Origin of the sequence: Citrobacter sp. Cpo142 (genome assembly GCF_030332425.1) — a bacterium.
GTDB classification, from domain to species: Bacteria; Pseudomonadota; Gammaproteobacteria; order Enterobacterales; family Enterobacteriaceae; genus Citrobacter; species Citrobacter portucalensis.
The window spans coordinates 1-23,003 of sequence record NZ_JAOWHW010000112.1 but is presented as its reverse complement, the minus strand read 5'-3'; the positions used below and the strand labels follow the sequence as shown (position 1 = coordinate 23,003).

General features: G+C 49.8%; 16 protein-coding genes and 4 pseudogenes. 6 read left to right on the top strand and 14 right to left on the bottom strand.

Annotation, left to right across the window (positions count from 1 at the left end; genetic code table 11):
• Positions 1 to 52: 52 nt before the first annotated feature.
• The 3 genes from phoQ to OGY18_RS09230 all read right to left on the bottom strand — a co-directional run bounded on the left by phoQ (position 53) and on the right by OGY18_RS09230 (position 3,136).
• On the bottom strand, positions 53 to 1,516 hold the full coding sequence (gene phoQ, locus OGY18_RS09240) for a two-component system sensor histidine kinase PhoQ (RefSeq protein ID WP_126318419.1): 1,464 nt from the start codon (positions 1,514 to 1,516) through the stop codon (positions 53 to 55).
• Positions 1,516 to 2,187, bottom strand: a complete 672-nt coding sequence (gene phoP, locus OGY18_RS09235; RefSeq protein ID WP_003846709.1) for a two-component system response regulator PhoP — start codon at positions 2,185 to 2,187, stop codon at positions 1,516 to 1,518. The genes phoQ and phoP overlap by 1 nt, the downstream gene beginning before the upstream one ends.
• 73 nt (positions 2,188 to 2,260) lie before the next feature.
• The gene (locus tag OGY18_RS09230) at positions 2,261 to 3,136 is read right to left on the bottom strand and encodes a tyrosine-type recombinase/integrase (protein WP_286552765.1); all 876 of its coding nucleotides are present in this window, start codon (positions 3,134 to 3,136) and stop codon (positions 2,261 to 2,263) included.
• Between the two features lie 165 nt (positions 3,137 to 3,301).
• Here OGY18_RS09230 and OGY18_RS09225 point away from each other — a divergent pair.
• The 4 genes and pseudogenes from OGY18_RS09225 to OGY18_RS09210 form a co-directional block, all read left to right on the top strand.
• A pseudogene (locus OGY18_RS09225) lies at positions 3,302 to 4,881 on the top strand (phage tail tip domain-containing protein); the annotation flags it as partial.
• A 68-nt stretch (positions 4,882 to 4,949) separates the two neighbouring features.
• Positions 4,950 to 5,336, top strand: a pseudogene (locus tag OGY18_RS27520) (prophage tail fiber N-terminal domain-containing protein); the annotation flags it as partial.
• A gap of 792 nt (positions 5,337 to 6,128) precedes the next feature.
• Positions 6,129 to 7,742, top strand: a pseudogene (locus OGY18_RS27515) (phage tail protein); the annotation flags it as partial.
• Complete coding sequence (locus OGY18_RS09210) at positions 7,742 to 8,326, top strand: tail fiber assembly protein (RefSeq protein WP_286552761.1); 585 nt, start codon at positions 7,742 to 7,744, stop codon at positions 8,324 to 8,326. The pseudogene OGY18_RS27515 and the gene OGY18_RS09210, both read left to right, overlap by 1 nt.
• A 1-nt stretch (position 8,327) precedes the next feature.
• On the opposite strand, the gene OGY18_RS27320 is transcribed toward OGY18_RS09210, so the two are convergent.
• The 11 genes and pseudogenes from OGY18_RS27320 to rluE form a co-directional block, all read right to left on the bottom strand.
• Positions 8,328 to 8,489 carry an acyltransferase gene (locus OGY18_RS27320; RefSeq protein ID WP_353622746.1) on the bottom strand — a complete coding sequence of 54 codons (162 nt, stop codon included), beginning with the start codon at positions 8,487 to 8,489 and terminating at the stop codon, positions 8,328 to 8,330.
• Positions 8,490 to 8,946: 457 nt separating this feature from the next.
• Complete coding sequence (tibA, locus tag OGY18_RS09205; RefSeq protein WP_286552759.1) at positions 8,947 to 11,838, bottom strand: autotransporter adhesin/invasin glycoprotein TibA; 2,892 nt, start codon at positions 11,836 to 11,838, stop codon at positions 8,947 to 8,949.
• A complete protein-coding gene (locus OGY18_RS09200) occupies positions 11,831 to 13,051 on the bottom strand; it encodes an autotransporter strand-loop-strand O-heptosyltransferase (RefSeq protein WP_286552757.1) in 1,221 nt (406 codons plus the stop codon). The genes tibA and OGY18_RS09200 overlap by 8 nt, the downstream gene beginning before the upstream one ends.
• A gap of 199 nt (positions 13,052 to 13,250) precedes the next feature.
• Positions 13,251 to 13,571 carry a PapB/FocB family fimbrial expression transcriptional regulator gene (locus OGY18_RS09195; RefSeq protein WP_286552755.1) on the bottom strand — a complete coding sequence of 107 codons (321 nt, stop codon included), beginning with the start codon at positions 13,569 to 13,571 and terminating at the stop codon, positions 13,251 to 13,253.
• A 553-nt stretch (positions 13,572 to 14,124) separates the two neighbouring features.
• Positions 14,125 to 14,397: pseudogene (locus tag OGY18_RS09190) on the bottom strand (SOS response-associated peptidase family protein); the annotation flags it as partial.
• A 468-nt stretch (positions 14,398 to 14,865) separates the two neighbouring features.
• Positions 14,866 to 16,236, bottom strand: a complete 1,371-nt coding sequence (purB, locus tag OGY18_RS09185; protein WP_003832400.1) for an adenylosuccinate lyase — start codon at positions 16,234 to 16,236, stop codon at positions 14,866 to 14,868.
• A gap of 3 nt (positions 16,237 to 16,239) precedes the next feature.
• Complete coding sequence (gene hflD, locus OGY18_RS09180; RefSeq protein WP_003832401.1) at positions 16,240 to 16,881, bottom strand: high frequency lysogenization protein HflD; 642 nt, start codon at positions 16,879 to 16,881, stop codon at positions 16,240 to 16,242.
• A gap of 34 nt (positions 16,882 to 16,915) precedes the next feature.
• The gene (gene mnmA, locus OGY18_RS09175; protein WP_003832402.1) at positions 16,916 to 18,022 is read right to left on the bottom strand and encodes a tRNA 2-thiouridine(34) synthase MnmA; all 1,107 of its coding nucleotides are present in this window, start codon (positions 18,020 to 18,022) and stop codon (positions 16,916 to 16,918) included.
• Between the two features lie 53 nt (positions 18,023 to 18,075).
• Complete coding sequence (locus OGY18_RS09170) at positions 18,076 to 18,537, bottom strand: NUDIX hydrolase (protein ID WP_191235599.1); 462 nt, start codon at positions 18,535 to 18,537, stop codon at positions 18,076 to 18,078.
• Between the two features lie 9 nt (positions 18,538 to 18,546).
• Positions 18,547 to 19,485 (bottom strand): hypothetical protein, encoded by a 939-nt coding sequence (locus tag OGY18_RS09165; RefSeq protein ID WP_286552750.1) that lies wholly within the window; start codon positions 19,483 to 19,485, stop codon positions 18,547 to 18,549.
• A 34-nt stretch (positions 19,486 to 19,519) separates the two neighbouring features.
• Positions 19,520 to 20,143, bottom strand: a complete 624-nt coding sequence (gene rluE, locus OGY18_RS09160; RefSeq protein WP_003832405.1) for a 23S rRNA pseudouridine(2457) synthase RluE — start codon at positions 20,141 to 20,143, stop codon at positions 19,520 to 19,522.
• Between the two features lie 202 nt (positions 20,144 to 20,345).
• Here rluE and icd point away from each other — a divergent pair, with 202 nt between their 5' ends.
• Entirely contained in the window at positions 20,346 to 21,596 is a 1,251-nt protein-coding gene (gene icd / locus OGY18_RS09155) for an NADP-dependent isocitrate dehydrogenase (RefSeq protein WP_286552748.1), read from the top strand.
• Positions 21,597 to 21,892: 296 nt separating this feature from the next.
• Positions 21,893 to 23,003, top strand: a 1,111-nt coding sequence (locus OGY18_RS09150; protein ID WP_286552746.1) for an AAA family ATPase, incomplete at its 3' end; no start/stop codon positions are given.

Here is a 23,003-nt window from a genome sequence, read left to right as displayed (position 1 = left end):
CGGATACTTAACCTCAAGCGTGAAGTCAGTACATATTTATTACATGCGACGATTACTCGTCTTTCTGGCCCGGCTGCTGGCGGCCAAAAATAACTTCCATGCGCGCGCCACCCAGCAGGCTATCACCAGCAATAATTTGCCCGTCATACTGTTCGGTGATTTCTCGCGCCACCGCCAGACCGACGCCTTGTCCGGGACGTAGTGTATCTACGCGCTGTCCACGGTCAAACACCACTTCCCGTTTGCTTTGCGGAATACCAGGACCATCGTCTTCGACCAGAATATGCAGCTGATCCTCAGACAGTTGCGCCGAAATCTCGACAAACTCCAGACAATACTTACAGGCGTTATCCAGGACGTTGCCCAACACCTCGACAAAGTCATTCTGTTCGCCCACAAAGCTGATCTCAGGTGAGATATCGAGATTAATGTTGACCCCTTTACGCTGATACACTTTATTCAGCGCCGAGGTGAGCTTATCCAGCAACGGCGCGACCGGGTGCAGCTCGCGGCTGAGTAGGGCACTGCTGCCACGCATACTGGCGCGATGCAGGTAATAGCCTATCTGTTGGGAAATACGGCTGATTTGTTCCAGCATGATAGGCTCTGCGTCGCTGACGTTCATCTTTTCATTACGCATTGAGCGCAGCGTACTTTGCAGTACCGCCAGTGGCGTTTTCAGACTATGGGTGAGATCGGTTAACGTGGTGCGGTATTTATCGTAGCGCTCACGTTCGCTTTTTAAAAGCCGATTGAGATTGCGAACCAGGCTGGTCAATTCGCGTGTGGTGGCGGGGTTTAGCATCTCACGATGATGTTCCTCAAGCTCACGGACTTCACGCGCTAGCGACTCAATTGGCCGCAGGCTCCACCAGGCGGCCACCCATAACAGCGGAATGACCAGCAACAGATTGGCGACCAGGACATAAATAAACCAGCTCCAGACCATATACGAGCGCTTTAGCTCTATAGGAATGGTGTCGACAACCACAATGGTCAGTTGCGGCATTCTGGCTGTGGCGGGGTAGACGTTCACCGCCACGGAGTGGGTCATTTCGGCGTCGTCATCATCTTCTCTGACTTCTTTTAACTGCTGCTGAGCGGAGTGATCTTCGCCCAGTAAAGTGCTGGTGGCGTTTACATTGGCTTCAATTTCATGAAAACCGTTCGTTTTTAGCCAGTCCGGTTGGATACTTTTCGTCAGCCAGGGAACATTGCGCTGCGCCCACAACAATTCACCGCTTTCGTTATAGATCAGCGACATTGTTGGACTTTGCATATCGAGATGTTCAGGCAGCTCGACGTTTATCTTGCCGTTTTCCCACTTTGCCAGGGTATAAAACAGATTACTTTCACCCCGCAGCAGGCGGAACGTTGTCTTATCAAAGCTGACGCTGTAGCCCACCAGGGCAACCATGCCGTAGGCCAGTGAGAGCACCAACACCACGCCCGCAGTTGCCAGTAAAAAGCGCAACCGCAGCGATAGCGGGAAAAAATGACGCAATAGTTTATTCATTAGCGCAGTTCAAAAAGATATCCCTGACCACGCACGGTGGTGATGACGTCGTCCGGATACTGCGCCTGTATTTTCTTACGCAGACGTCCCATTAGAACATCAATGGTGTGACTTTCGCGCAGCTCGGCATCCGGATAAAGCTGCAGCATGAGCGAATCTTTACTGACCACTTTGCCATTATTACGGATGAGCGTTTCCATAATGGTGTATTCAAACGCAGTGAGCTTGATAACTTCATCATTGACGGATAACTCGCGTCGAGAGAGGTCCACCTGAAAAGGCGGAAGGGAGATAATTTGCGATGCCAGACCGCTGTTGCGGCGCATCAGTGCCTGCATGCGCGCAGCCACTTCTTCGATGTGAAACGGTTTGGTGACATAATCGTCAGCGCCAGCGCTGAGGACTTCCACCTTGTCCTGCCAGCCTTCGCGCGCGGTTAATACCAGAATCGGCAGCGAAACCTCATTACTGCGCCAGCGGCGGATCAGCGACAAACCATCTTCATCGGGGAGTCCTAAATCAACGATCGCGATATCCGGCAGATGTTCATTCAGATAATAGTCCGCTTCCTTCGCATCTTCTGCATCATCCACCTGATGCCCTAAATCCTGTAACTGAACCTTGAGGTGGTGGCGTAATAAAGCATTATCCTCGACAACCAGTACGCGCATCATCGTTTCTCCCTAAAATAATGGTATGAATAGTTTAACGCTGATTATGTGGATTGAAAGCAGCGCTATGAAATTAAATAACTTTTCTCATGCACCCCTGCCCGTGGGGGCGCCCTGGGGGCAGTGCCGTTGGCATCTGATTGTTCAGCATGTTGACCTGATCCTGGTTCATGTCGCCAATCCACTTGGAGTAAACCTCGTACACCATGCGCGCATCTTCATGTCCCATCTGACTCGCTATGAATGACGGGTTCGCTCCGGCCATCAACGTCCAGCATGCGTAGGTATGCCGTGACTGATAAGGATTCCTTTCGCGGATATTTGCAAGTTTAGTGCCTCGCTTCCAGCCATAGGCAATCGAGTTCTTGGAGAAGTAACTGCCTTTTTTTGACGAATATGCTGTCGGTGAAAAAACGAAGCGAAGAGATTGCTGCTCAGTTTTTCCGATCTCCCGATGGTGAAATCGAATTTCTTGCTTCGGATTAGCGCCGGTGACTTCGTATTGTTCCTTCAGTGCATCCAGAGCAGGTTTAAGCAACGTTATCGTCCTTATTCCGGCATCTGTCTTAGGGGGTACAAATACTCGCTTATTCGTCAAACTTCTGGATACGTGGATTTCACCTTTTACCAAATCAATGTCTTCCCATGCCAGGGCGCATATCTCGCCCGGTCTCATCCCCGTATGAACGGCAACAATGATGATTAATGCCTGGCTACGGGGAAGGGCGGCTATCAGTGCCTGGTACTCATGAAGTAAAAGTGGGTCGGGATCATTTTTAGATAACTTGAGTCGCGACACTCCTTCATAAGGAGCATGCAATATAAACTGGCTTCGGTTTGCGAGCTTAAGCATTTCTGATAAAACTGCCATCTGTTTATTGACTGTTGAGGGCGCGCGGCCCTGCCTGGCCAGATTCGGCATCGCTGGGTTAATAATTGTCCCGGTCAATAACTCCTTTCGGTAATGCAAGATGTCGGCATGCTCAATATCTACCAGACGGGTATTTTCTCCGATTACACGTAGTAACGTATTTACGACCGAAGTAAGCGATAGCAGTGTTGCACCAGATACCTCTAAGGCTTTGGTGTCTGTAAAAAAATCACTTAGTTCTTTAACGGGGCGACGTTTGATCCGTTACCGGACACCGGTATAACGAATACGCCGCCCGCCGTGCAGCACCTGACCACAGAGATTCTGGCAGAGGAGGGACAGTATCAGGCGCGGGTGCGATGGGATACCCCGCGTGTGGTTAAGGGGGTTAACTTCTCCCTGCGCCTGACGGTGAAAGCGGAAGATAACAGCGACCGGCTGGCCAGCAGCCTGACCCTGACAAAAACGGAGCATACTTTCCGTAACCTGACGCCGGGGCGCTACACCCTGATGGTGCGGGCGGTGAACAGCCAGGGCCAGCAGGGCGATCCGGCCAGCACGGATTTCAGCATCGCCGCACCGGCAGAACCTTCTTATGTTGAGCTGACTCCCGGCTATTTTCAGATAACCGCCACCCCGCGCCAGGCGGAATATGACCCCACGGTGCAGTATGAATTCTGGTTTACGGATACGCAGATTGCCGATATCCGCCAGGTGGAAACCGATGCGCGTTATCTCGGCACCGCGCTGTACTGGATTGCAGCAAACGCGAATATAAAACCCGGCAAGGATTATTACTTCTATATCCGGGCCGTGAACCAGGTCGGGAAATCGGCATTCGTGGAGGCTAAAGGGCAGGCCAGCAACGATGCGGCGGGTTATCTGGATTTCTTCAAAGGGAAAATCACCGAAAGCCACCTGGGTAAAGAGTTGCTGGAGAAGGTGGAGCTGACGGAAGATAACGCCAGCAGGCTGGATCAGTTTTCGGAAGAATGGCAGGACGCGAACGGCAAATGGAATGCCATGTGGGGCGTGAAGATAGAGCAGACCGAAGACGGGAAGCACTATGTGGCTGGTCTTGGGCTGAGCATGGAAGACATGGAAGAAGGGAAGATAAGCCAGTTCCTGGCGGCGGCGGACCGTATCGCGTTTATCAACCCGGCAAACGGCAATGAAACTCCCGCCTTCGTGATGCAGGGTGACCAGATATTTATGAACGAGGTATTCCTCAAGTATCTGACGGCTCCCACTATCACCAGCGGCAGGAACCCGCCGACCTTTATGCTGACGCCTGATGGCAGGCTGACCGCTCGTAATGCGGATATCAGCGGTAATATCAGCGCGAATTCCGGGACCCTCAGTAATGTGACGATAGCGGAAAACTGCACTATCAACGGGACGCTGCGGGCAGAGAATATTGTCGGCGATATTGTTAAAGCTGTGGGGCGGGCTTTCCCCGGAAGTGCTACTCACCCGAATGGAAACTCACGGTTCAGATACAGGATGATCAGCGTTTCGACAGGCAAATAATCATTCCGTCCATCACCTTTTCAGGAAGAAAAGGAAAATCAGAGACAAGCAACGAGATATGGACAGACTGTGGGCTTGTAGTGAAGCACAACGGCAGAGAGATATATAACGCAACCCCGGAGATATCAGCGAGATCATTCAGCACAGTCCTTGATATGCCAGCCGGAGGTGGAAATGTGACCCTGAGCTTTACGGTGTCATCTATTGACGGTGGTGGTGGCGCCGGGGCTTCTATCAGCAGCCTGCTGGTTATCGTGGTGAAGAAGAACAGCAATGGTATCAGCATTCGCTGATGCCTGAATCCTTAAACGAGCGCCTGAATGGGCGCTTTTTTATTGCTGAAAACAAGAGGTAATGACATATGTCAGTACAAATTTCTGGCGTATTAAAAGACGGGGCGGGAAAACCGGTACAGGACTGCACTATTCAGCTGAGCGCTAAGAAAACCAGCCCGACCGTTGTTGTGGAGGTGACTTCATCTACTCTTACAGGAGCGGACGGTCACTACAGCATTGAGGCTTAACCGGGTTATTACAGTGTGTCATTGTTGCGGGAAGGTTTTCCTCCCGTCCTTGCTGGCGACATTTACGTTGCCCCGACCGATGCGCCGGATACCCTGAATGTGTTTCTCGATGCGCCGAAGGATGCGGACCTACGTCCGGATGTGATGAAACGCTTTGAGGAAATGGTAAACCGCGTTGTGGATTTGAGCGGTGTAACAGAGAAGGATCGGGAACGCGCCGAACAGGCCGCACAGTCAGCAGCGCAGAGCAATGATGCGGCAGCATTGTCTGCAACGGCTGCGGCGGAGTCACAGCGTCAGGCGGCGCACTCTGCCGATGCGGCTGATGTGTCTGCCCAATCTGCCGCAGATAATGCCCGACAGACAGCACAGGACGTTCTGGTCAGTGGTGCAGATGCGGACAGTGCGGCTAAGTCTGCACAGGCCGGAGAGGCAAAGACCGCCGCTGATACGGCACAGAAAGCGCAGCAGGATGCAGGCGCTTCAGCACAGTCTTCAGCTGTAAGTGCCGAAAGTGCAGCTTTGTCAGCACAAACAGCGGGTGAGCATGCCGGCAATGCAGCCGCATCTGAAACCTCCGCGCGTGAAAGCGCCCTCACAGCTACACAGGCTGCAGAACAGGGTAATAACAGCGCAGCAGCTGCAGCACTAAGTGAACAGCATGCCAGGGGATCCAGCGACAAGGCTGCTAAATCAGAGGCTGCGGCATCAGCCAGTGCAGAATCGGCATCTTCAAGTGAAGCATCAGCTCTGCAGTCAGCCGAAACGGCTGAGAATCAGAAAAATGCAGCCACTGAGAGTGCCAACCGCGCAGAACAGGCCAAAAATGATGCGCTGACTTCCCGGAACGATGCAGTAAAAGCAGCTGAAACAGCAGCGACAGACGCCGCAGAGAAAGCTGCAGGCAAGGTTTCGGAGCAACTGAAAGCTGCTGTAGCCGATGATACTCAGCGCGCAGAAGCAGCAATGGCTGGCGCTGAAAGCGCGGCAGCTGCTTCACAGGGATACCGTGATGAAGCGCGTGATATTGCTGAAAGTCTGAAGCTGGGAGATGCCAGTACAACGCAGAAAGGGCTTGCGCAGTTAAGCAGCGATGACGACAGCGACAGTGAAGCCCTTGCAGCGACATCGAAAGCCGTTAAAAAAGTCAAAGACCTGACGAACCTAAAAGCCCCGCTGGACAGTCCTGAACTGACGGGAACGCCAACCACTCCCACGCCACCACTGACCGTTAACAACCAACAAATTGTTAATGCTGAGTTTGTTCACGCAGCAGTTGCCGCGCTTGTCGGCTCATCTCCTGAAGCTCTCGATACGCTGGCTGAGTTAGCTGATGCATTAGGCAATGATCCCAACTTTGCCACAACGATGCTCAATGCGTTAGCGGGTAAACAGCCTTTACATGAGGTATTAACATCTCTTTCAGGACTCAATTCTGCAGCTAATAAACTGGCATTCTTTAACGGCCATAATAGCATGGCGCTGGCAAATTTAACTGCCGTCGGTCGTGTCTTGATTGGTCAGGAGTCTGTAGCGAAGGTTCTCGAATACCTTGGTTTAGTAGAAACTATAAATCGTGCAGCTGGATCACTGCAAAAAGACCAGAACGGCGCGGATGTGCCACAACCTGATTGGTTCGTGCGTAATATCGGTGCTGCGAGGGCTTTCAGTGGAACGGTAAGTATCGGCGGTGGTGGCAACTGGACGACAGCGGAGTTTATCGCCTGGCTTGAAGGTCAGGGCGTTTTTAATCATCCGTACTGGATGTGCAAAGGATCCTGGTCATATGCTGATAACAGGGTGATTACTGATACCGGGTGCGGGAATATCCAGTTAGCCGGCGCGGTAGTCGAGGTTATGGGTTTTCGTGGTGCAATGACTATTCGTGTCACTACAGCCACGGCGGGCGCAGGGACACTCAGCACTCAGTTTACCTACACCAATCATGGTGATGACTATTTGCCTGGCTGGCGACGGGATTTCAACACCGCTAATCTGCCACCCGAGTCTTATCCTGTCGGAGCACCTGTCCCGTGGCCATCTGACACAGTTCCAGCGGGTTATGCATTAATGCAGGGACAGCCGTTTGATAAATCAGCCTATCCATTACTTGCTGTGGCTTATCCAGCGGGCGTTATTCCTGATATGCGTGGTCAGACGATTAAGGGAAACCCAACTGGTAGAGGGGTATTAACACAAGAACAGGATGGTATTAAGTGGCACGATCACGGTGCAACGATCGCAAGTACCGATCTCGGAAGCAGGGATACAACCGGGTTTGACTATGGCACCAAATCAGTATCGGTTTTTGACTATGGCACTAAATCAACGACCGGGGCGGGGGCTCACAATCACCCTATATCCGGGAGAACGCAGTTCGGTAAGGCGGGGGATGTTGTTGCTATGTCTAATACCGGCTCTGACAGAACAAACTGGGGAGCCGTAGGTGGAGTCGGTGACCACGCTCATGCTGTCGGAATTGGCGCACATGATCACGTGGTGGGCATTGGAGTGCATGCTCACTCTGTTTACATTGGTGCGCACAGCCATGGTGTGACTGTTTCACCATCTGGTCTGGCTGAAAACACTGTAAAAAATACTGCATTTAATTATTTAGTGAGGCTTGCATAATGACTTTTAAAATGACCGATACCAACCGCGTTATTACTATTTACAACCTTTCATCAGCAACGAATGAATTTATCGGTAAGGGGGATGGGTACATTCCGGCCAATACGGGGTTACCTGCGTACTGTACCGATATTGCACCACCAGTTGCAAAGGATGAATTTGTCGCTGTATTTAATTCTGAATCTGGTAAATGGTCACTTGTTGAAGATCATCGAGGGAAGATTGTCTACAATATCCATACAGGAGCAAACATCACAATTAACCAGTTAGGTAAATTGCCTGATGATGTTGTTTCCGTTGCTCCTGAAGGCCATTTTGTTAAGTGGGATGGAGAAAAATGGGTGCATGATGCAGATGCAGAAAAAACGGCGCAGATTACACAGGCGACACAGCAAAAGGAAAGTCTTCTGGCTCTGGCTACCTCAAAAATCGCTCCCTTACAGGACGCAGTTGATCTTGATATTGCAACAGAAGCGGAAGCAGTACTTATACTGGCGTGGAAAAAATACCGCGTTTTACTTAACCGCATAAAACCAAATGATGCCCCTTATAATATCTGGCCGGATATGCCGGACGAGAAATGAGTTATTCTAAAGTTTTTTTGAATACTGCAGAAGTGCCAGCATAGAGTGCATTAGGTAGAACATCACAATTCACAACGCTGTTTGCTGCCACTATGCTACCATCCCCTATAGTTACTCTAGGTAAAATAACGGCTCCAGCACCAATCCAAACGTTGTACCCGATATGTATTGGTGGGCAACGGTTGTGAAAGTCACATTTAGTCCAATGAATGTATTTTCATAGATAATTACCTGTGCATGCTCGAAAGTTTCACACTCTGAGTTTATGTAAGAATTGTTTCCTATCTGAATACTTCCTTTCTGAAAGAAATACGGGGGTCTGACAGTGAAGCATCCATTCGTTTTCATACTCGCTTTTAAAGTAATCTATTTTCCTTTTCTCTGCTTGCTTGTGATGAATTGAATGTAGTGGTCAAGTAATATTGGTCACGGTTTTACAGTAAATTTAGGCCAGCGTTTCATGGAATTGTTCCCTCAAATTTAAAAGTGAAAGACCGTTCATTGAACCATGCTTCGTTCATTCTGGAAAAATGAGCGGCGCCTGACCGGCACCGCTCATTGTGTGAATGTTCAGTCGAAGGGGCGACAGCCACAGATGTGGCTGTCGTTTCCATCCCTGGTTAGAAGTTGATGCGGAAACCTACACTACCGGTTACCGGAGACTCGATATTCTCTCCTTTCTGGTAGTTTGCCTCAGCCCACACCCCTGAGTTTGGTGTCAACTGGGCACTCACTCCGACACCGTATTTACCGGTCGTGCCAGAAATATCGTTGCTGAAGTCATAGCGGTTGTTAATCTGCACCTTGTTGTTGTCCGAAAACTCATGGTTGACCGCAGCCTTGATGTACGGTTTGACTGTTTGTCCGGCAATATCAAGATTCATACCCAGATTCACACCGGTCTCGGCCTGCAGAGACTTGGTTGCCCCGATGCTGGCTTTCATGCCGTTATTCAGACTGATATCTTTCGAGTCTGCGCGGAACGCCGTTGTCCGCACGTATGGCTGCGCCCATGTATTCTCATTCAAACTGAAGGTCTTGCCAGCTTCAAGACTGCCGCCGAAACCGTTCTGGCTGTAATCTCCCTTCACCGCCGTGCCGTCACTCATCCAGGTGCGCAGCTCATTACTAAAGCGGTTGAATTTGATAACCCCGTCCACGTAGTATCCGTCATTATCAAACCAGGTTGCATACAAACCACCGCCTGTACTGTCGATCGAACTATTTCCTCCACGTGCATGCTTAATGCTGTTATCGGTGTATGAGAAGAAGGCGCCCACAGCTAAACGGCTGTCATCCAGCTCAAAGACCTTGTCGCCCCCAGTTTCGAAACCGTTCTGGGTCAGGGTATAGCCCGAGCTAGCTCCGCCGCTGATGCGGTTATCTGACCCTGTATAACGGCCCCACACACCGCCTGGTGCACGGGTATTTTGCATCACGTCACCGTGACGGAAACGCAGATTTTGCAGTTCGCTGTTGAAGACGTATGCCGGTGCAGTCGCCATGCCCAGCACCGCGTCGGCAGATTTTGTTGTGCGATATACTGGAGACGGCATACCTGTATCCGGGTTGCCAACATCCGGGTTACCTGCATCCGGGTTAGTCGGCGGAGTAACCGGGGGGGCGTTGTCAGCCTTCAGATACCAGTTGGTATTTTCCTTACTCAGGGAGTATTCCCAGGTACCAGCATCGACTTTTCCGCCTTTCAGGGTAAACCCGGCATCACCGCCGCCGGTCTGCACTACCTGAAGCGGCGAGCCTGCGGATACTGGCTCTCGGCCGGTGTTTTTGATATCAAGCACAAAGTTACCGCTGGCATTACCCGTAACCTTCAGCATATCTCCGGTATGAGACGCGATATCAGTGTTCATCCGGAATGTCCCGCTACCCGACAGGCTCCCGAGCGACAGCGAAACCGCCTGGAAGGCTGGCGTCAGACGTGTGGTTGTTGACGGACGGAAATCAACGGTCCCGTTATCCAGCGTTAATGCGCCGACAGTGGAGTCACCATCGAGATGCCAGACAGACGCACCTTTAACCGCCATATCACCTGCACCGGTGCTGTCTCCCGCAACGTTCCCCGTCAGGATGGTCCCGTTATCCAGCATCAGGGTGGTGCCTGACTGTGTCGTCACATTAGCCTTAGCCTGAAGGGCATCCATCGTCATGGCACCGCCACTCTGAAGAACAATCCCGCCGTCCTGAGACAACAGACCACTGAAGCGAGTATTTCCGCCTTCCTGTGTCAGGGTACCGGTCCCCGTCAGGGTACCTGCGAAGGCTGCAGCACTGTTGTTGAGGTAATACAGGTTGCCTTCGTTTGTGACTACGTCACCGACCAGCGTCCCTTTATCAGTCAGGGTAGTGGTGCCGTAGAGCACACCGCCGCTGCGAACATCCAGCGTCCCGTTGCTGCCAACAGTTGTATCGCTGGCCTGATGACCGCTAAATACTGTCAGATAGCCTTCGTTCTCCAGCAGCATATTGGCTGCACTGCCGCCCGCGATACTGAAATTGCCATTATGGTTGGTACCACTCAGGACTGCACTGGTATTGGTGACGACAGCACCGCCACTGTTCTGGGTAACCTTAGAGGCTGAACCACCGGCCTCTACCTGCAGCATGCCGCCGCTTGTAATGGTCGTTTCTGTGACATTTCCATCGATGTAAACATGCTGACGTCCACCGCTGTAAACGGTTGTGTTAGTGGCGCTGCCACCACTGGAGACGTACTGGCGTCCGCCGTTGTTAATAGAGGTGCCCGTGGCACTTCCGCCATAGAGATACACCCCCCCACCGGAATTAATTGTAGTGTTAGTGGCACTGCCGCCGCTGGAGACAAACTGGCGCCCAGTATTGTTAAGCACGGTGTCCGTGGCACTGCCGCCGTCACGGACATACTGGCGACCACCGCTATTAACAGAAGTCGCCTTGACGATGCCGCCACTGGAGACAAACTGTCGCGCTCCGCCGTTAACTGATGCGCTTGTGGCACTGCCACCACTGATTACATACTGGTCTCCTCCGCTGTTAATTATGGTGCCCATGGCACTGCCGCCGCCGAATACCGTCTGTCTCCCACCATTGTTAACAGTTGCATTCGTGGCACTACCACCACTGGAGACATGCTGGTGCCCTCCGCTGTTGATGGTGGAACTAGTGGCACTACCGCCGCTAGAAACATGCTGAACCCCGCCGTTGTTAATGGTGGTACTCGTGGCACTGCCACCACTGGAGACATACTGCTTCCCACCGCTGTTAATGATCGTGTTTTTTGCCGTGTCGCCTGCAGACAGGTGCATGGACTTGCGTGTTTCATTACTTCCAATTGTCTGATTGTCATAGGCTGCCGCCAGAGCGGGCATCGACGGCATAAGCAAACCAGCAATCAGCCCTGTCAGCACGGTACGTTTGATTTGTCGGGGGCGTCGGCCCCCTTTACGGGTCAGTTCTGAAGTTACGACCCACATCCCGGTGGATTCATTCCAGATAGTGTTATAGACCTTATTCATTGCTTACTCCTTTTTTCAGGGTGGCCTCAACACCCTGTTCAGTTAAAGAACGGTGAAGTTTATTGATGACGCCATTGACCTGGGCACCGGTTATCAGCCGGGTACATTCAAATTGCCGGTCAGTGTTTTTATGTCTCGGGCACCACATAAAATCTTTATGGTCAAAATTCAGCGACGTGTCGTCCCAGCATCCATTGCACCCGTGAGAGTTGAATACCCGCCACGGGGTATAAAACTCGCTGTTGGGAAGGCTGAAGCCGCTTATCAGCACCACCGGGATTCCGGTAGCCCAGGCCAGCCATGACAGACCGCTTGGCAGTCCAATGAAGAAACTGGCATGCCGCAGCAGGTTCACCCGCTCTTGCAGGGGAATTTTGCCGGTGAAGTCTTCGGCTCCCCAGGGGATGTGATTCCAGACAAAGCCCTGGCCGTAGTGGGCGTCCCGGTCAATGCACAGCACCCGGTAACCCAGTGATTTCAGGTGCGCAATGACCTCACTCCAGCCGGTGCCGTTGTTCCAGTACTTCGCCTGGCAGGTGGACTGCGTGGCGATACACACGTAAGGCTCCTGGATAACCCGTGGAGCAGACAGGTCAAGACGGACCGGCGATTCACGCGGGTCAACGCCCAGAATGTAGCCTGCGGAGCGGTGAAAACCGACCTTGCGGAAATCCACCGGCTGGTTGTCGGTATCGCCACCAAAGTACAGCCCCACACGGTAAGTGGCATAAGGCGCCACCGTGCGCGGATTGTCCGGCGTGGAAAACTGTATCTGCGGGTACTGAGCTGCCAGCAGGTCGATAATGTCCTGCGCCATCGTGCATTCCAGCTGGCACTTGTGCAGAGTCTGGAAGCGTTCGGCATAAGGGAACCAGCCCAGAAGGTCGCCTAACGTCCCGGTGGGAAATGAAATCAGCACAGGCCGGTCTTTTAATTTCAGGGTTTCATCCAGCAGGGGAGTATCTTCCCCCTGACGAAATACCTGAATGCGGAAGCGCACAAAATATTTCTTACTACTGGTCACCCAGCCGTTATCTGCATCGCAGCGGAAAAGAATGTTATCGGAATCGGCATCAAGCAAACGTACGTGCCATTTCCCTTCTGGAAGCAGAACACGAGCGCCATCATTAAAATCATAAAAGATATTTTCAGGCCCGGCCTGCGTTGGAATATCAGGCGGAGGGATAAAAAATGTATTCTTCAGTGTTGACATATTTCCACCTTAAAAATATATAAGCATTGAAAAGTACAAAAATTATTAAGTATTAGTTGCGGAAAAATGGCAAACGTATCCGCATACCTCATGCGCCCAGGATGTGTAATGATTTTAATATCGTCTATCGGTTATAAATTTGAGATGCTCTTAAAACTCACTGCATTACTCTGAAATATTGAATGGTTTCGCAGGGAATTCATTCGGTTATTTCGCTTTTTGATATCTTATAATAATTAAGTAGCGCATTAACAACCTGGGTAACATGCTCAAATCTGCTGATGCATACCCCAAAGTAGCCATTGCTAACACCATGCTTATCGCAGCAGTGAGATCTTGGGCGATTCAATACAAAATAATCGTGCAATGCCCTGATGATTTTATCGCTGCGGATGGGTGTCAGTTCGATCAGAAACCAGAACTCATCGTCAGACATATTTCCTGAAGGAAGGATATGATTCTTTTTTTCCAGGAAAGAGCTCTGCTGAGGTTGCTGGCTATGTTCTTTTATGTTTTCCACCTTCGTCTCCATTAAGCATTATCTAATTCATAACAATGACTGTCATCATTAAAAACAATACCATCCGGGAACGATTGGAAGTATACCAAAGTGAAATTAAGGAAAAAACAAAAGAATAAGGAATAAAAATCTGATAATTTTGATTATTGCTTTATTTTATGCTAAATGTGGTGATTTTTAAAAAATATTTTCACGTAAAAGTATATTTTATTGGATGTATTCTCTTTTTTTTAACAATGTTGAGTTTGTTTTGTTTTTTGTAGTTAGCAGCATTTCAAATATAGCTTATTTATAAATGTAGTAAGCGATGCAATTATTTATCGAAGTATTGTAAGGTGCTTAATTTTTTCATGTGTTAATGTTGCGTTAAATTTTATAATATTACATTAACTATTTTTATAATGTGGCAAAGAAACATTCATAGGTTTTATTAGAATCAGTGCAAGGTGTTAAGTACTTCAATTCCACCCACGTTACTGCTTTGACTAAGAGTGTTCAATTGCTGACATGAATATATGATGACCTTAAGCGATGAAGATAGCTGCCGGAAATGCCAGAGTGGTTTAAACATTCTGCTGGTGGCCGCAGTTTCAAATCGTGCATTAATTAGCGGTGGCTTATTCCACCACCCGGGAGCGTAACCCCTGAACACGGGATCAAGATGAAGTTGCTCATCTCGTTCGCTCAGCAGCAGAACTTTGGTGCCTGGTGCCACGTTGAATCGCCCGATCGGTTCAGGGTCATATGGGATATCATGTTCAGCTTCTTCAGGGAGCAGGGCGAGATAGTCCTCGCGTGTCATTGACTGTGAAAAGCGCCCACACATAGAAACCTCCAGCCAACTGTCAGACTGAAAGTATAGGATATTGAGTAGAACGATAGGATTTGAAGCTCCACACCACCAATATTCCATTATGGCTTTTAGCTTCTCGAGGTTGCTAAATGGCCGATAGACCACTATCCATTTTTACTTTTTTGGGGGCAAATTTGGGGGCAAAAATCAGTTTGGGGCATGATTTGGGGCGATAAATCGACCGATATTGGCCTCGATTGTCCAAGAAGGTTTTTTATTAACTGATTGATTTTATGATAATTAACTGTATTTACTGAATTTACAAAATCAATTTTATAGTCTAACGCTGATTATGTGGCTGTGGGGATAAACATTTAATAAACCGGGGGAAGGGATAATCTCGCGGACAATAAAAAAGCCGGAAGCGCTGATGCTTTCCGGCTTACTACGATATGAACGGAAGACCGGAACAGGCTCAAGCACGCTCCGGCATCAAACAGATTACTTCAGTTCATCAACCATGGTGATGGCGCGACCAATATAATTGGCAGGCGTCATTGCTTTCAGGCGAGTTTTCTCTTCTTCCGGCAGCGCCAGACCGTCGATAAACTGCTTCATACCTTCGGCGTCAACGCGCTTACCGCGGGTCAGCTCTTTCAGTTTCTCGTACGGCTTCTCAATACCGTAGCGACGCATCACGGTCTGAATCGGCTCTGCCAGAACTTCCCAGTTATGATCCAGTTCATCCAGCAGATGATCGCGGTTCACTTCCAGTTTGCTCACGCCTTTCAGCGTGGACTGATACGCGATCAGCGCATAGCCAATACCTACGCCCAGGTTACGCAGAACGGTAGAGTCAGTCAGGTCACGCTGCCAGCGGGAGACCGGCAGTTTGCTCGCCAGGTGCTGCAGAACCGCGTTAGACAGACCCAGGTTACCCTCGGAGTTTTCGAAATCGATGGGGTTAACTTTGTGCGGCATGGTGGAAGAGCCGATTTCACCCGCGATGGTTTTCTGTTTGAAATGGTTCAGCGCCACGTAACCCCAGACATCGCGGTCAAAGTCGATCAGGATGGTGTTGAAACGGGCGATGCAGTCAAACAGCTCGGCAATGTAGTCGTGCGGCTCAATCTGCGTGGTGTACGGGTTCCACTGGATGCCCAGCGAGGTGACAAACTCTTCGCTGAACTGATGCCAGTCAACTTCCGGGTAAGCGGCGATGTGGGCGTTATAGTTACCGACTGCACCATTGATCTTACCAAGAATTTCAACCTGGTTGAGCTGACGATACTGACGCTCCATACGGTAAGCCACGTTAGCCATTTCTTTGCCTAGCGTAGAAGGGGTGGCTGGCTGACCGTGGGTACGGGAGAGCAGAGGAATATCGCGATACTGTACAGACAGATCTTTCACCGCGTCGATAAGCTTACGCCAGTACGGCAGAACCACTTCGTCGCGTGCGGTTTTCAACATCAGCGCGTGAGACAGGTTGTTGATGTCTTCTGAAGTACACGCAAAGTGGATAAATTCGGAAACAGCGTGCAGTTCCGGGATATCCGCCACTTTCTCTTTCAGGAAATACTCAACTGCCTTCACATCATGGTTGGTCGTACGCTCAATGGTTTTGATGCGCGCAGCATCTTCTTCATTGAAGTTAGCGACGATCGCATCAAGGAAACCGATTGCGTCGGCAGCAAAAGCAGGAACTTCCTTGATCGCTGCGTGCGCGGCCAGTTTTTGCAGCCAGCGTACTTCAACCTGTACACGGAATTTCAGCAAACCGTATTCGCTGAAAATCCCGCGCAGCGCGCTGACTTTATCGCCGTAGCGTCCATCGACAGGGGAAACGGCGGTCAGTGAGGATAATTCCATAGATCACAACTCCGGGGTTAAATGAGCAAGAATTTGTTTTGCCTGAGTCGTCAGGCGATTACGAGAAAACATGAGTTGCAGACGGCCTCCACCAACCTGATGCCAGAGCACGGCAGCACGGATGCCAGCCAGCAGCGAAGCGCGTACTTTAGCCTGTACTTGTGGGCTCTGAAGGATGGCCGGGGAACCCGTGACCTGAATACGCGGGCCGAGTGGGCTGATGACGTCAACATAAATACCAGCCATCGCACTCATCAACGTTTCTGACTGCAAATCAAAATGGTCTAGTTGGCGCTGCAAGCCGCTAATACGGTCTCCCAGCGTGTCCATAGCGCCCTTGGCCGCTGACAGCTTACGCTCCAGCACCATCAGGCTTAGCGTATAGCGGGTGAGTTCCGCGTTCAGTCCCTGACGACTGCTGGCGTTCAGTACGCCAAGCAGCGTTTCAAGGCCAAGACGCAGATTGGCTTCGCTGCCGCCAAACACGCCCAGCGTAGAGCTGGGATTCATGTCGATGACACTGTTCAGTGAAACGTGTAATGCATCGGCATCACAATGCCCCTGGTGCGCCAGTTCCTGCACCAGGCGTGCCGACTGACAAATGCCTGCCAGGGCGAGGGTGATGTCATAATAATTCTTTGCCACGTTCACTGCTTCCTTGTATCAAATGTGTAAGTAATTATACCGGCAGAGGCAATCGTTGTTCGATAATGCCGCCGCCGAGGCACACTTCGCCATTGTAAAAGACAGCCGACTGACCCGGCGTGACCGCCGCGACTGGCTCGTCGAAAATGACTTCAATACGCTCAGCATCCAGTGCCTTCACGGTGCACGGAATGTCGGTCTGACGATAGCGGGTTTTCACCGTGCAGCGCATGGTGCCGGTGAACGGTTCGCGATCGACCCAATGCAGCTGTTGCGCCACCAGCCCAACGGACATCAGACGTGGATGTTCATGACCCTGAGCGACAACCAGAATGTTGTTCTCAACGTCTTTATCCACCACATACCATGGATCTTCTGTCCCTTCTTTCGTTCCGCCAATACCCAGACCTTTACGCTGACCCAGAGTGTGGTACATCAGCCCCTGATGCTGGCCAATCTCTTCGCCGTCAACGGTGATGATTTTGCCTGGCTGAGCCGGCAGGTAACGACCAAGAAACTCGCGGAACTTACGTTCGCCAATGAAGCAGATGCCGGTGGAGTCTTTTTTCTTGGCCGTAATCAGACCAAGATCTTCGGCAATTTTACGCACCTGCGGTTTTTCCAGTTCACCGACCGGGAACAGGCTTTGCGCGATTTGCTCATGGCCGAGCGTATAGAGGAAATAACTCTGGTCTTTATTGCCATCGAGCCCACGCAGCAGGCGGCTTTTGCCGTCGACATCCGCGCGACGCACGTAGTGACCGGTGGCGATGTAATCGGCACCTAAATCTTCTGCGGCAAACTCAAGGAAGGCTTTAAACTTAATTTCTTTATTGCACAGAATATCCGGGTTCGGCGTACGGCCCGCTTTGTACTCTTCAAGGAACAGTTCAAAGACGTTGTCCCAGTATTCTGCGGCAAAGTTGACGGTATGCAGTTCAATACCGAGTTTGTCACAGACAGCCTGCGCATCCGCAAGGTCGGCGGCCGCTGTGCAGTATTCCTCGCCATCGTCCTCTTCCCAGTTCTTCATGAACAGGCCTTCTACCTGATAGCCCTGTTGTTGTAACAGCCAGGCAGAAACGGAGGAATCGACACCGCCGGACATGCCGACGATCACTTTTTTTGGGCTTTCAGACATAGGAATACTCACGACATTGAACTTCAAGGCGGCATATTCTAGCACGCAGCCCTTTACTTGACACCCTCTGTAAACGGCCAGTTAAATTCACCGATCATGGCCAGTGGGTAGCGCTGGCCACTCTGATAACAGCGAATACTCTCCGCAACCAACGGCGAACGCAGGTTTGGCGCAGAGAAAATCTCTTCTGCGCTGACCCAACGACAGAAATCGATATCGCTGTCATGGGGTTCAGTAGCGCACATATTGGCAAGCTCGATAGAGAAAAGAAAACGCAAAAAAGGCGTTCTGTCCGGCGCAATCCATTGATGCATCCGAATGAAGTGCTGCGGCTGCGCTTTGATGCCCGTTTCTTCCCACAGTTCGCGTGCTGCGGCTTGCACCAGCGTTTCATCGGCTTCCAGGTGTCCTGCCGGTTGATTCCACAAGGCTTTGCCATTGATCGTTTCTTCAACGACTAAGAATTTATCTTCTGCATGCACAATGCAGGCGACCGTGACGTGCGGTTTGAACATGTTTTCCCCTTATTCCTCAGCAAATCCTTCGGCAACATCTGGCCAGCTAATTTTACCGCTGGCCTTGTCGATACTGATATAAGCCACAGGAGGCGACGTTTGTGGGTCGGCTCCGCCACGGCACAATGCGGTTTGATGATCCTCGCGCACGATAATCTCAATGGCCTTTTTAGCATTCCAGCTTTCATAAAAAATACATTGATAGTCGTGACGTAGCCCAAGGGTGGCGACTCTCGTTGCTTTGTCTGTCGACAACGGGTTGATGTCGCCGCGATAGTGGTCACCGCTGTTTATAGCCTGTAACTGCGACTTTTTTAACCAGCCGCGTATGATTTGGCGATCGGTGGTGTAATAGACCGCTTCCATAAAATCATCGTTGGATTGTTCTTGTACAGAGACGAGGTCGCCGGGCACTAAAAATACGGACGGGCTGCGACACTGTTCGGTTGGCATCGCATAGAACCATGCGCGGGTGTCTCCTGTTACCTGATAGTGGTTTGCGGAGGAGGAGGGTAAGAACCCGCGCTGCGACATCGCTTTATTTGCCCATGTCTGGCAAGACGCGCTTACTGCAAGCGGACTGGATAACGGCGTTAACCCAACTACCGAGACCCAGCCGGTGGCGAAGGTTCCTTTAGCGTCCCGATAACGTACGTAACGATAAGGTTCATCTTTGGAAAGCATGCCCGTGCTTTTGTAGCGCTGTGAACTCCTGAGCACCTCGATGGTGTCGCCATTGACCATGAACGCGGGGAGTTGACACTCTGTTGCTGGTGCAGAATAGAAATGCAGGCGTGAGTCGGTTTTTACTTTGGCAGACTCATAAAGGTAGTTTGCCTCTCCGGCTGCTGTTCCGGCAATCGTCTCACAGTCCAGTTTTGCTGAACAAAACGGTGACGCGCCGAGCAGGATGAATGCTGCAAAAAGCTGCTTATCCATTTTTTTCATTCTTCCCTGTTAACACTCACGTTAAACCGTACGGTTACGATTTCAGTTCCCGCCACTCGCCGTTAGCAAGATTTTCCAGCGTGTAATCCCCCATGGCATAGCGGATGAGGCGCAGCGTAGGAAATCCAACATGCGCTGTCATACGACGTACCTGACGGTTGCGGCCTTCATATAAGGTAACTTTCAACCAGCTGGTGGGAATGTTTTTCCGTTCCCGAATCGGCGGATTTCTCGGCCACAGCCATACGGGTTCCTCTACTACTTCAATGCCTGCGGGTAGCGTGGGACCATCATTGAGCGTTACTCCGTTACGCAGGGCGTCCAGCGCTTCTGCTGTCGGCTCGCCTTCAACCTGGACGTAATAAATTTTCCCGGTACGCTTACCGGGTTGCGTTAACCGCGCCTGCAGCGCGCCGTCATTGGTTAGCACCAAAAGCCCTTCGCTGTCCCGGTCGAGTCGGCCCGCCGCATAAATTCCCGGCACGGGAATAAAATCTTTTAACGTGCTTCTGCCAGCCTCGTCAGTAAATTGTGGCAAAACATCGTAGGGTTTATTGAACAAAACCACGCGTTTTGGCTGGTTTTCTTTACGCTGCTTAGTGACTTGTCGTGAGCTGAATCGCTCAACCCGGTGATTTCTAAAAGAAGTTTTTTGCATGGTATTTTCAGATTATATCAATTGCCGCATTATAGCCTAAGAACGAGTGTCTTTCATGGCGGCGAACAATAGGGTAGTATTGACACGCTCATTACAAATCATTAACAAAAAGTTGCTCTAACGCATCCGTGTAGCAGGACGCAAACGCACATGCAGCGTGATGACAGACGAGCAGAACCAGAAGCGCTCGAAGGAGAGGTGAATGGAAAGCAAAGTAGTTGTTCCGGCGGAAGGTAAGAAGATCACCCTGCAAAACGGCAAACTCAACGTTCCTGAAAATCCGATTATCCCGTTCATTGAAGGCGACGGTATCGGCGTTGATGTAACCCCACCGATGATCAAAGTTGTCGATGCTGCTGTCGAGAAAGCCTATAAAGGCGAGCGTAAAATCTCCTGGATGGAAATCTACACCGGCGAGAAATCCACTCAGGTTTATGGCCAGGACGTCTGGCTGCCTGCTGAAACCTTAGATCTGATTCGTGAATATCGTGTTGCCATTAAAGGCCCTCTGACCACCCCTGTTGGCGGCGGTATTCGCTCTCTGAACGTAGCTCTGCGTCAGGAACTTGACCTGTATGTCTGCCTGCGTCCGGTGCGTTATTATCAGGGCACACCAAGCCCGGTTAAACACCCTGAACTGACCGACATGGTCATCTTCCGCGAAAACTCCGAAGATATCTACGCGGGTATCGAGTGGAAAGCTGACTCTGCCGATGCTGAGAAAGTGATTAAATTCCTGCGCGAAGAGATGGGCGTGAAGAAAATCCGCTTCCCGGAACATTGCGGCATTGGTATCAAACCGTGTTCTGAAGAAGGGACTAAACGTCTGGTGCGTGCAGCGATTGAATACGCCATCGCCAACGATCGTGATTCAGTTACCCTGGTACACAAAGGCAACATCATGAAGTTCACCGAAGGCGCGTTCAAAGACTGGGGTTACCAGTTAGCGCGTGAAGAATTCGGTGGTGAACTGATCGACGGCGGTCCATGGGTGAAAATCAAGAACCCGAAAACCGGTAAAGAGATCGTGGTTAAGGACGTTATCGCCGATGCGTTCCTGCAACAGATCCTGCTGCGTCCGGCTGAGTATGACGTGATTGCCTGTATGAACCTGAACGGTGACTACATCTCCGATGCGCTGGCCGCACAGGTTGGTGGTATTGGTATCGCGCCGGGTGCAAACATCGGTGACGAATGCGCTCTGTTCGAAGCAACCCACGGTACTGCACCGAAGTATGCAGGTCAGGATAAAGTGAACCCAGGTTCCATCATTCTGTCTGCTGAAATGATGCTGCGCCACATGGGTTGGACTGAAGCGGCTGATTTAATTGTTAAAGGTATGGAAGGCGCGATTAACGCCAAGACCGTAACCTATGACTTCGAACGTCTGATGGGCGGCGCTAAGCTGCTGAAATGCTCAGAGTTTGGTGACGCGATTATCAAGAACATGTAATGCCGTAGTTTGTTAAATTTATTAACGGGAGCGTAACGCTCCCGTTGTTTTTTGTTAGGCTGCTAACGGTTATCAAAATTTTATCAAAACAAGTTATCAAAACCCCCTAGTAGTTTGGGTAGGTTGGTCAGTCAGATGGGAGTTATATCGTCAGATTCCAATTAGGCATACTTCAGCTTTATTTTGTTTTTGCTGGTGGACACTCGTAAACATTTAGAATAAATTAACATTTGAATATTATTTTTTTCATTTTTAAGCTTTTCAAATTGAACTGAAGAAATGGCTGAGGTGATGAGATGTCTGACTATTGTTTTTATACGCATGATGCGTTAGTTTTAACAGAAAGAGTAAACATAAAAGAGCTAATTGATGATTTCGCTGAAAAGTATAAAAAGCAGACTTATGTGCTCTGTAAGCCACTGTCAAAGGATGATGCTGCGTATGAATATAATAATGCTATAGCTATTTTTTCTAGTGGAATGAAGCCATGTTTAATTAATACAGGAGTCGACGAGGATAAGTTTAATTATTATGTTGATGATTTTCTAGAGGATGTCTCATTCCTAGCTGAGAAATTCAAATACAGAGAAAAAATAGGAAGAAAAAGGGACTGGGAAAAGTATTTTCAGATCGTTAATCTTGATAATATAGATTTAGAATCATACCTCGTCGATAAGGCGTTAGCAAGACGAGTAGATCTGATTACCTCTCTGATTGTAGGGAGTATCAATGATGTATCAAAGATAAAGTTAGAAACAGATAATCTACTCGATAGTGTTAAATCTAAAATCATTCTCTTTGATACAGATCAAACTAGCTTTGTGTTTAAAACTGGACCTGAAAAGAAATATGTTATTCAGGGTTTAGCCGGTTCAGGAAAAACTGAGCTATTGTTGCATAAAGTTAAAGAGATTTTTGCTAATGATTCAGAATCTAGAATAGCATTTACATGTTTTAATAAGATTTTAGCATCAACAATGAAAAACAGGATCCCTGAGTTTTTTGATTTCATGAGAGTTGAAAGACAAATCGAATGGAATACTAAGCTTTTCTGTTTCCAATCTTGGGGTAGTGGAAAAGATCCTTATTCAGGTATGTATCGATATATTTGTCATTTCTATAATATCCCTTTTGGTACTTACGGTTCAGGATCTTTAGACTATCATTGCCAAAAAGCAGTCGATTTTTTATCTAAACAAGATATAAGTTCAAAACCATTTGATTATGTTTTTATAGATGAAAGCCAGGATTTTCCTTCCAGTTTTTTGCAGTTATGTGAGTTAGTAACTAACAAGAAGGTATATATTGCAGGAGATGTATTTCAGAACATATTTAGGGAAGGTGCGAATAAGCAGGTCATTTCTTCCCAAGCTGACTCGCTGATTAAAATTTCGCGGATCTGGGCCG

Excerpts from the sequence above, each read along its gene's own strand:
- phoQ (WP_126318419.1), bottom strand. The coding sequence starts at position 1,516 with ATGAATAAACTATTGCGTCATTTTTTCCCGCTATCGCTGCGGTTGCGC.
- phoP (WP_003846709.1), bottom strand. The coding sequence starts at position 2,187 with ATGCGCGTACTGGTTGTCGAGGATAATGCTTTATTACGCCACCACCTC.
- OGY18_RS09210 (WP_286552761.1), top strand. The coding sequence starts at position 7,742 with ATGACTTTTAAAATGACCGATACCAACCGCGTTATTACTATTTACAAC.
- tibA (WP_286552759.1), bottom strand. The coding sequence starts at position 11,838 with ATGAATAAGGTCTATAACACTATCTGGAATGAATCCACCGGGATGTGG.
- OGY18_RS09200 (WP_286552757.1), bottom strand. The coding sequence starts at position 13,051 with ATGTCAACACTGAAGAATACATTTTTTATCCCTCCGCCTGATATTCCA.
- purB (WP_003832400.1), bottom strand. The coding sequence starts at position 16,236 with ATGGAATTATCCTCACTGACCGCCGTTTCCCCTGTCGATGGACGCTAC.
- mnmA (WP_003832402.1), bottom strand. The coding sequence starts at position 18,022 with ATGTCTGAAAGCCCAAAAAAAGTGATCGTCGGCATGTCCGGCGGTGTC.
- OGY18_RS09170 (WP_191235599.1), bottom strand. The coding sequence starts at position 18,537 with ATGTTCAAACCGCACGTCACGGTCGCCTGCATTGTGCATGCAGAAGAT.
- OGY18_RS09165 (WP_286552750.1), bottom strand. The coding sequence starts at position 19,485 with ATGAAAAAAATGGATAAGCAGCTTTTTGCAGCATTCATCCTGCTCGGC.
- rluE (WP_003832405.1), bottom strand. The coding sequence starts at position 20,143 with ATGCAAAAAACTTCTTTTAGAAATCACCGGGTTGAGCGATTCAGCTCA.
- icd (WP_286552748.1), top strand. The coding sequence starts at position 20,346 with ATGGAAAGCAAAGTAGTTGTTCCGGCGGAAGGTAAGAAGATCACCCTG.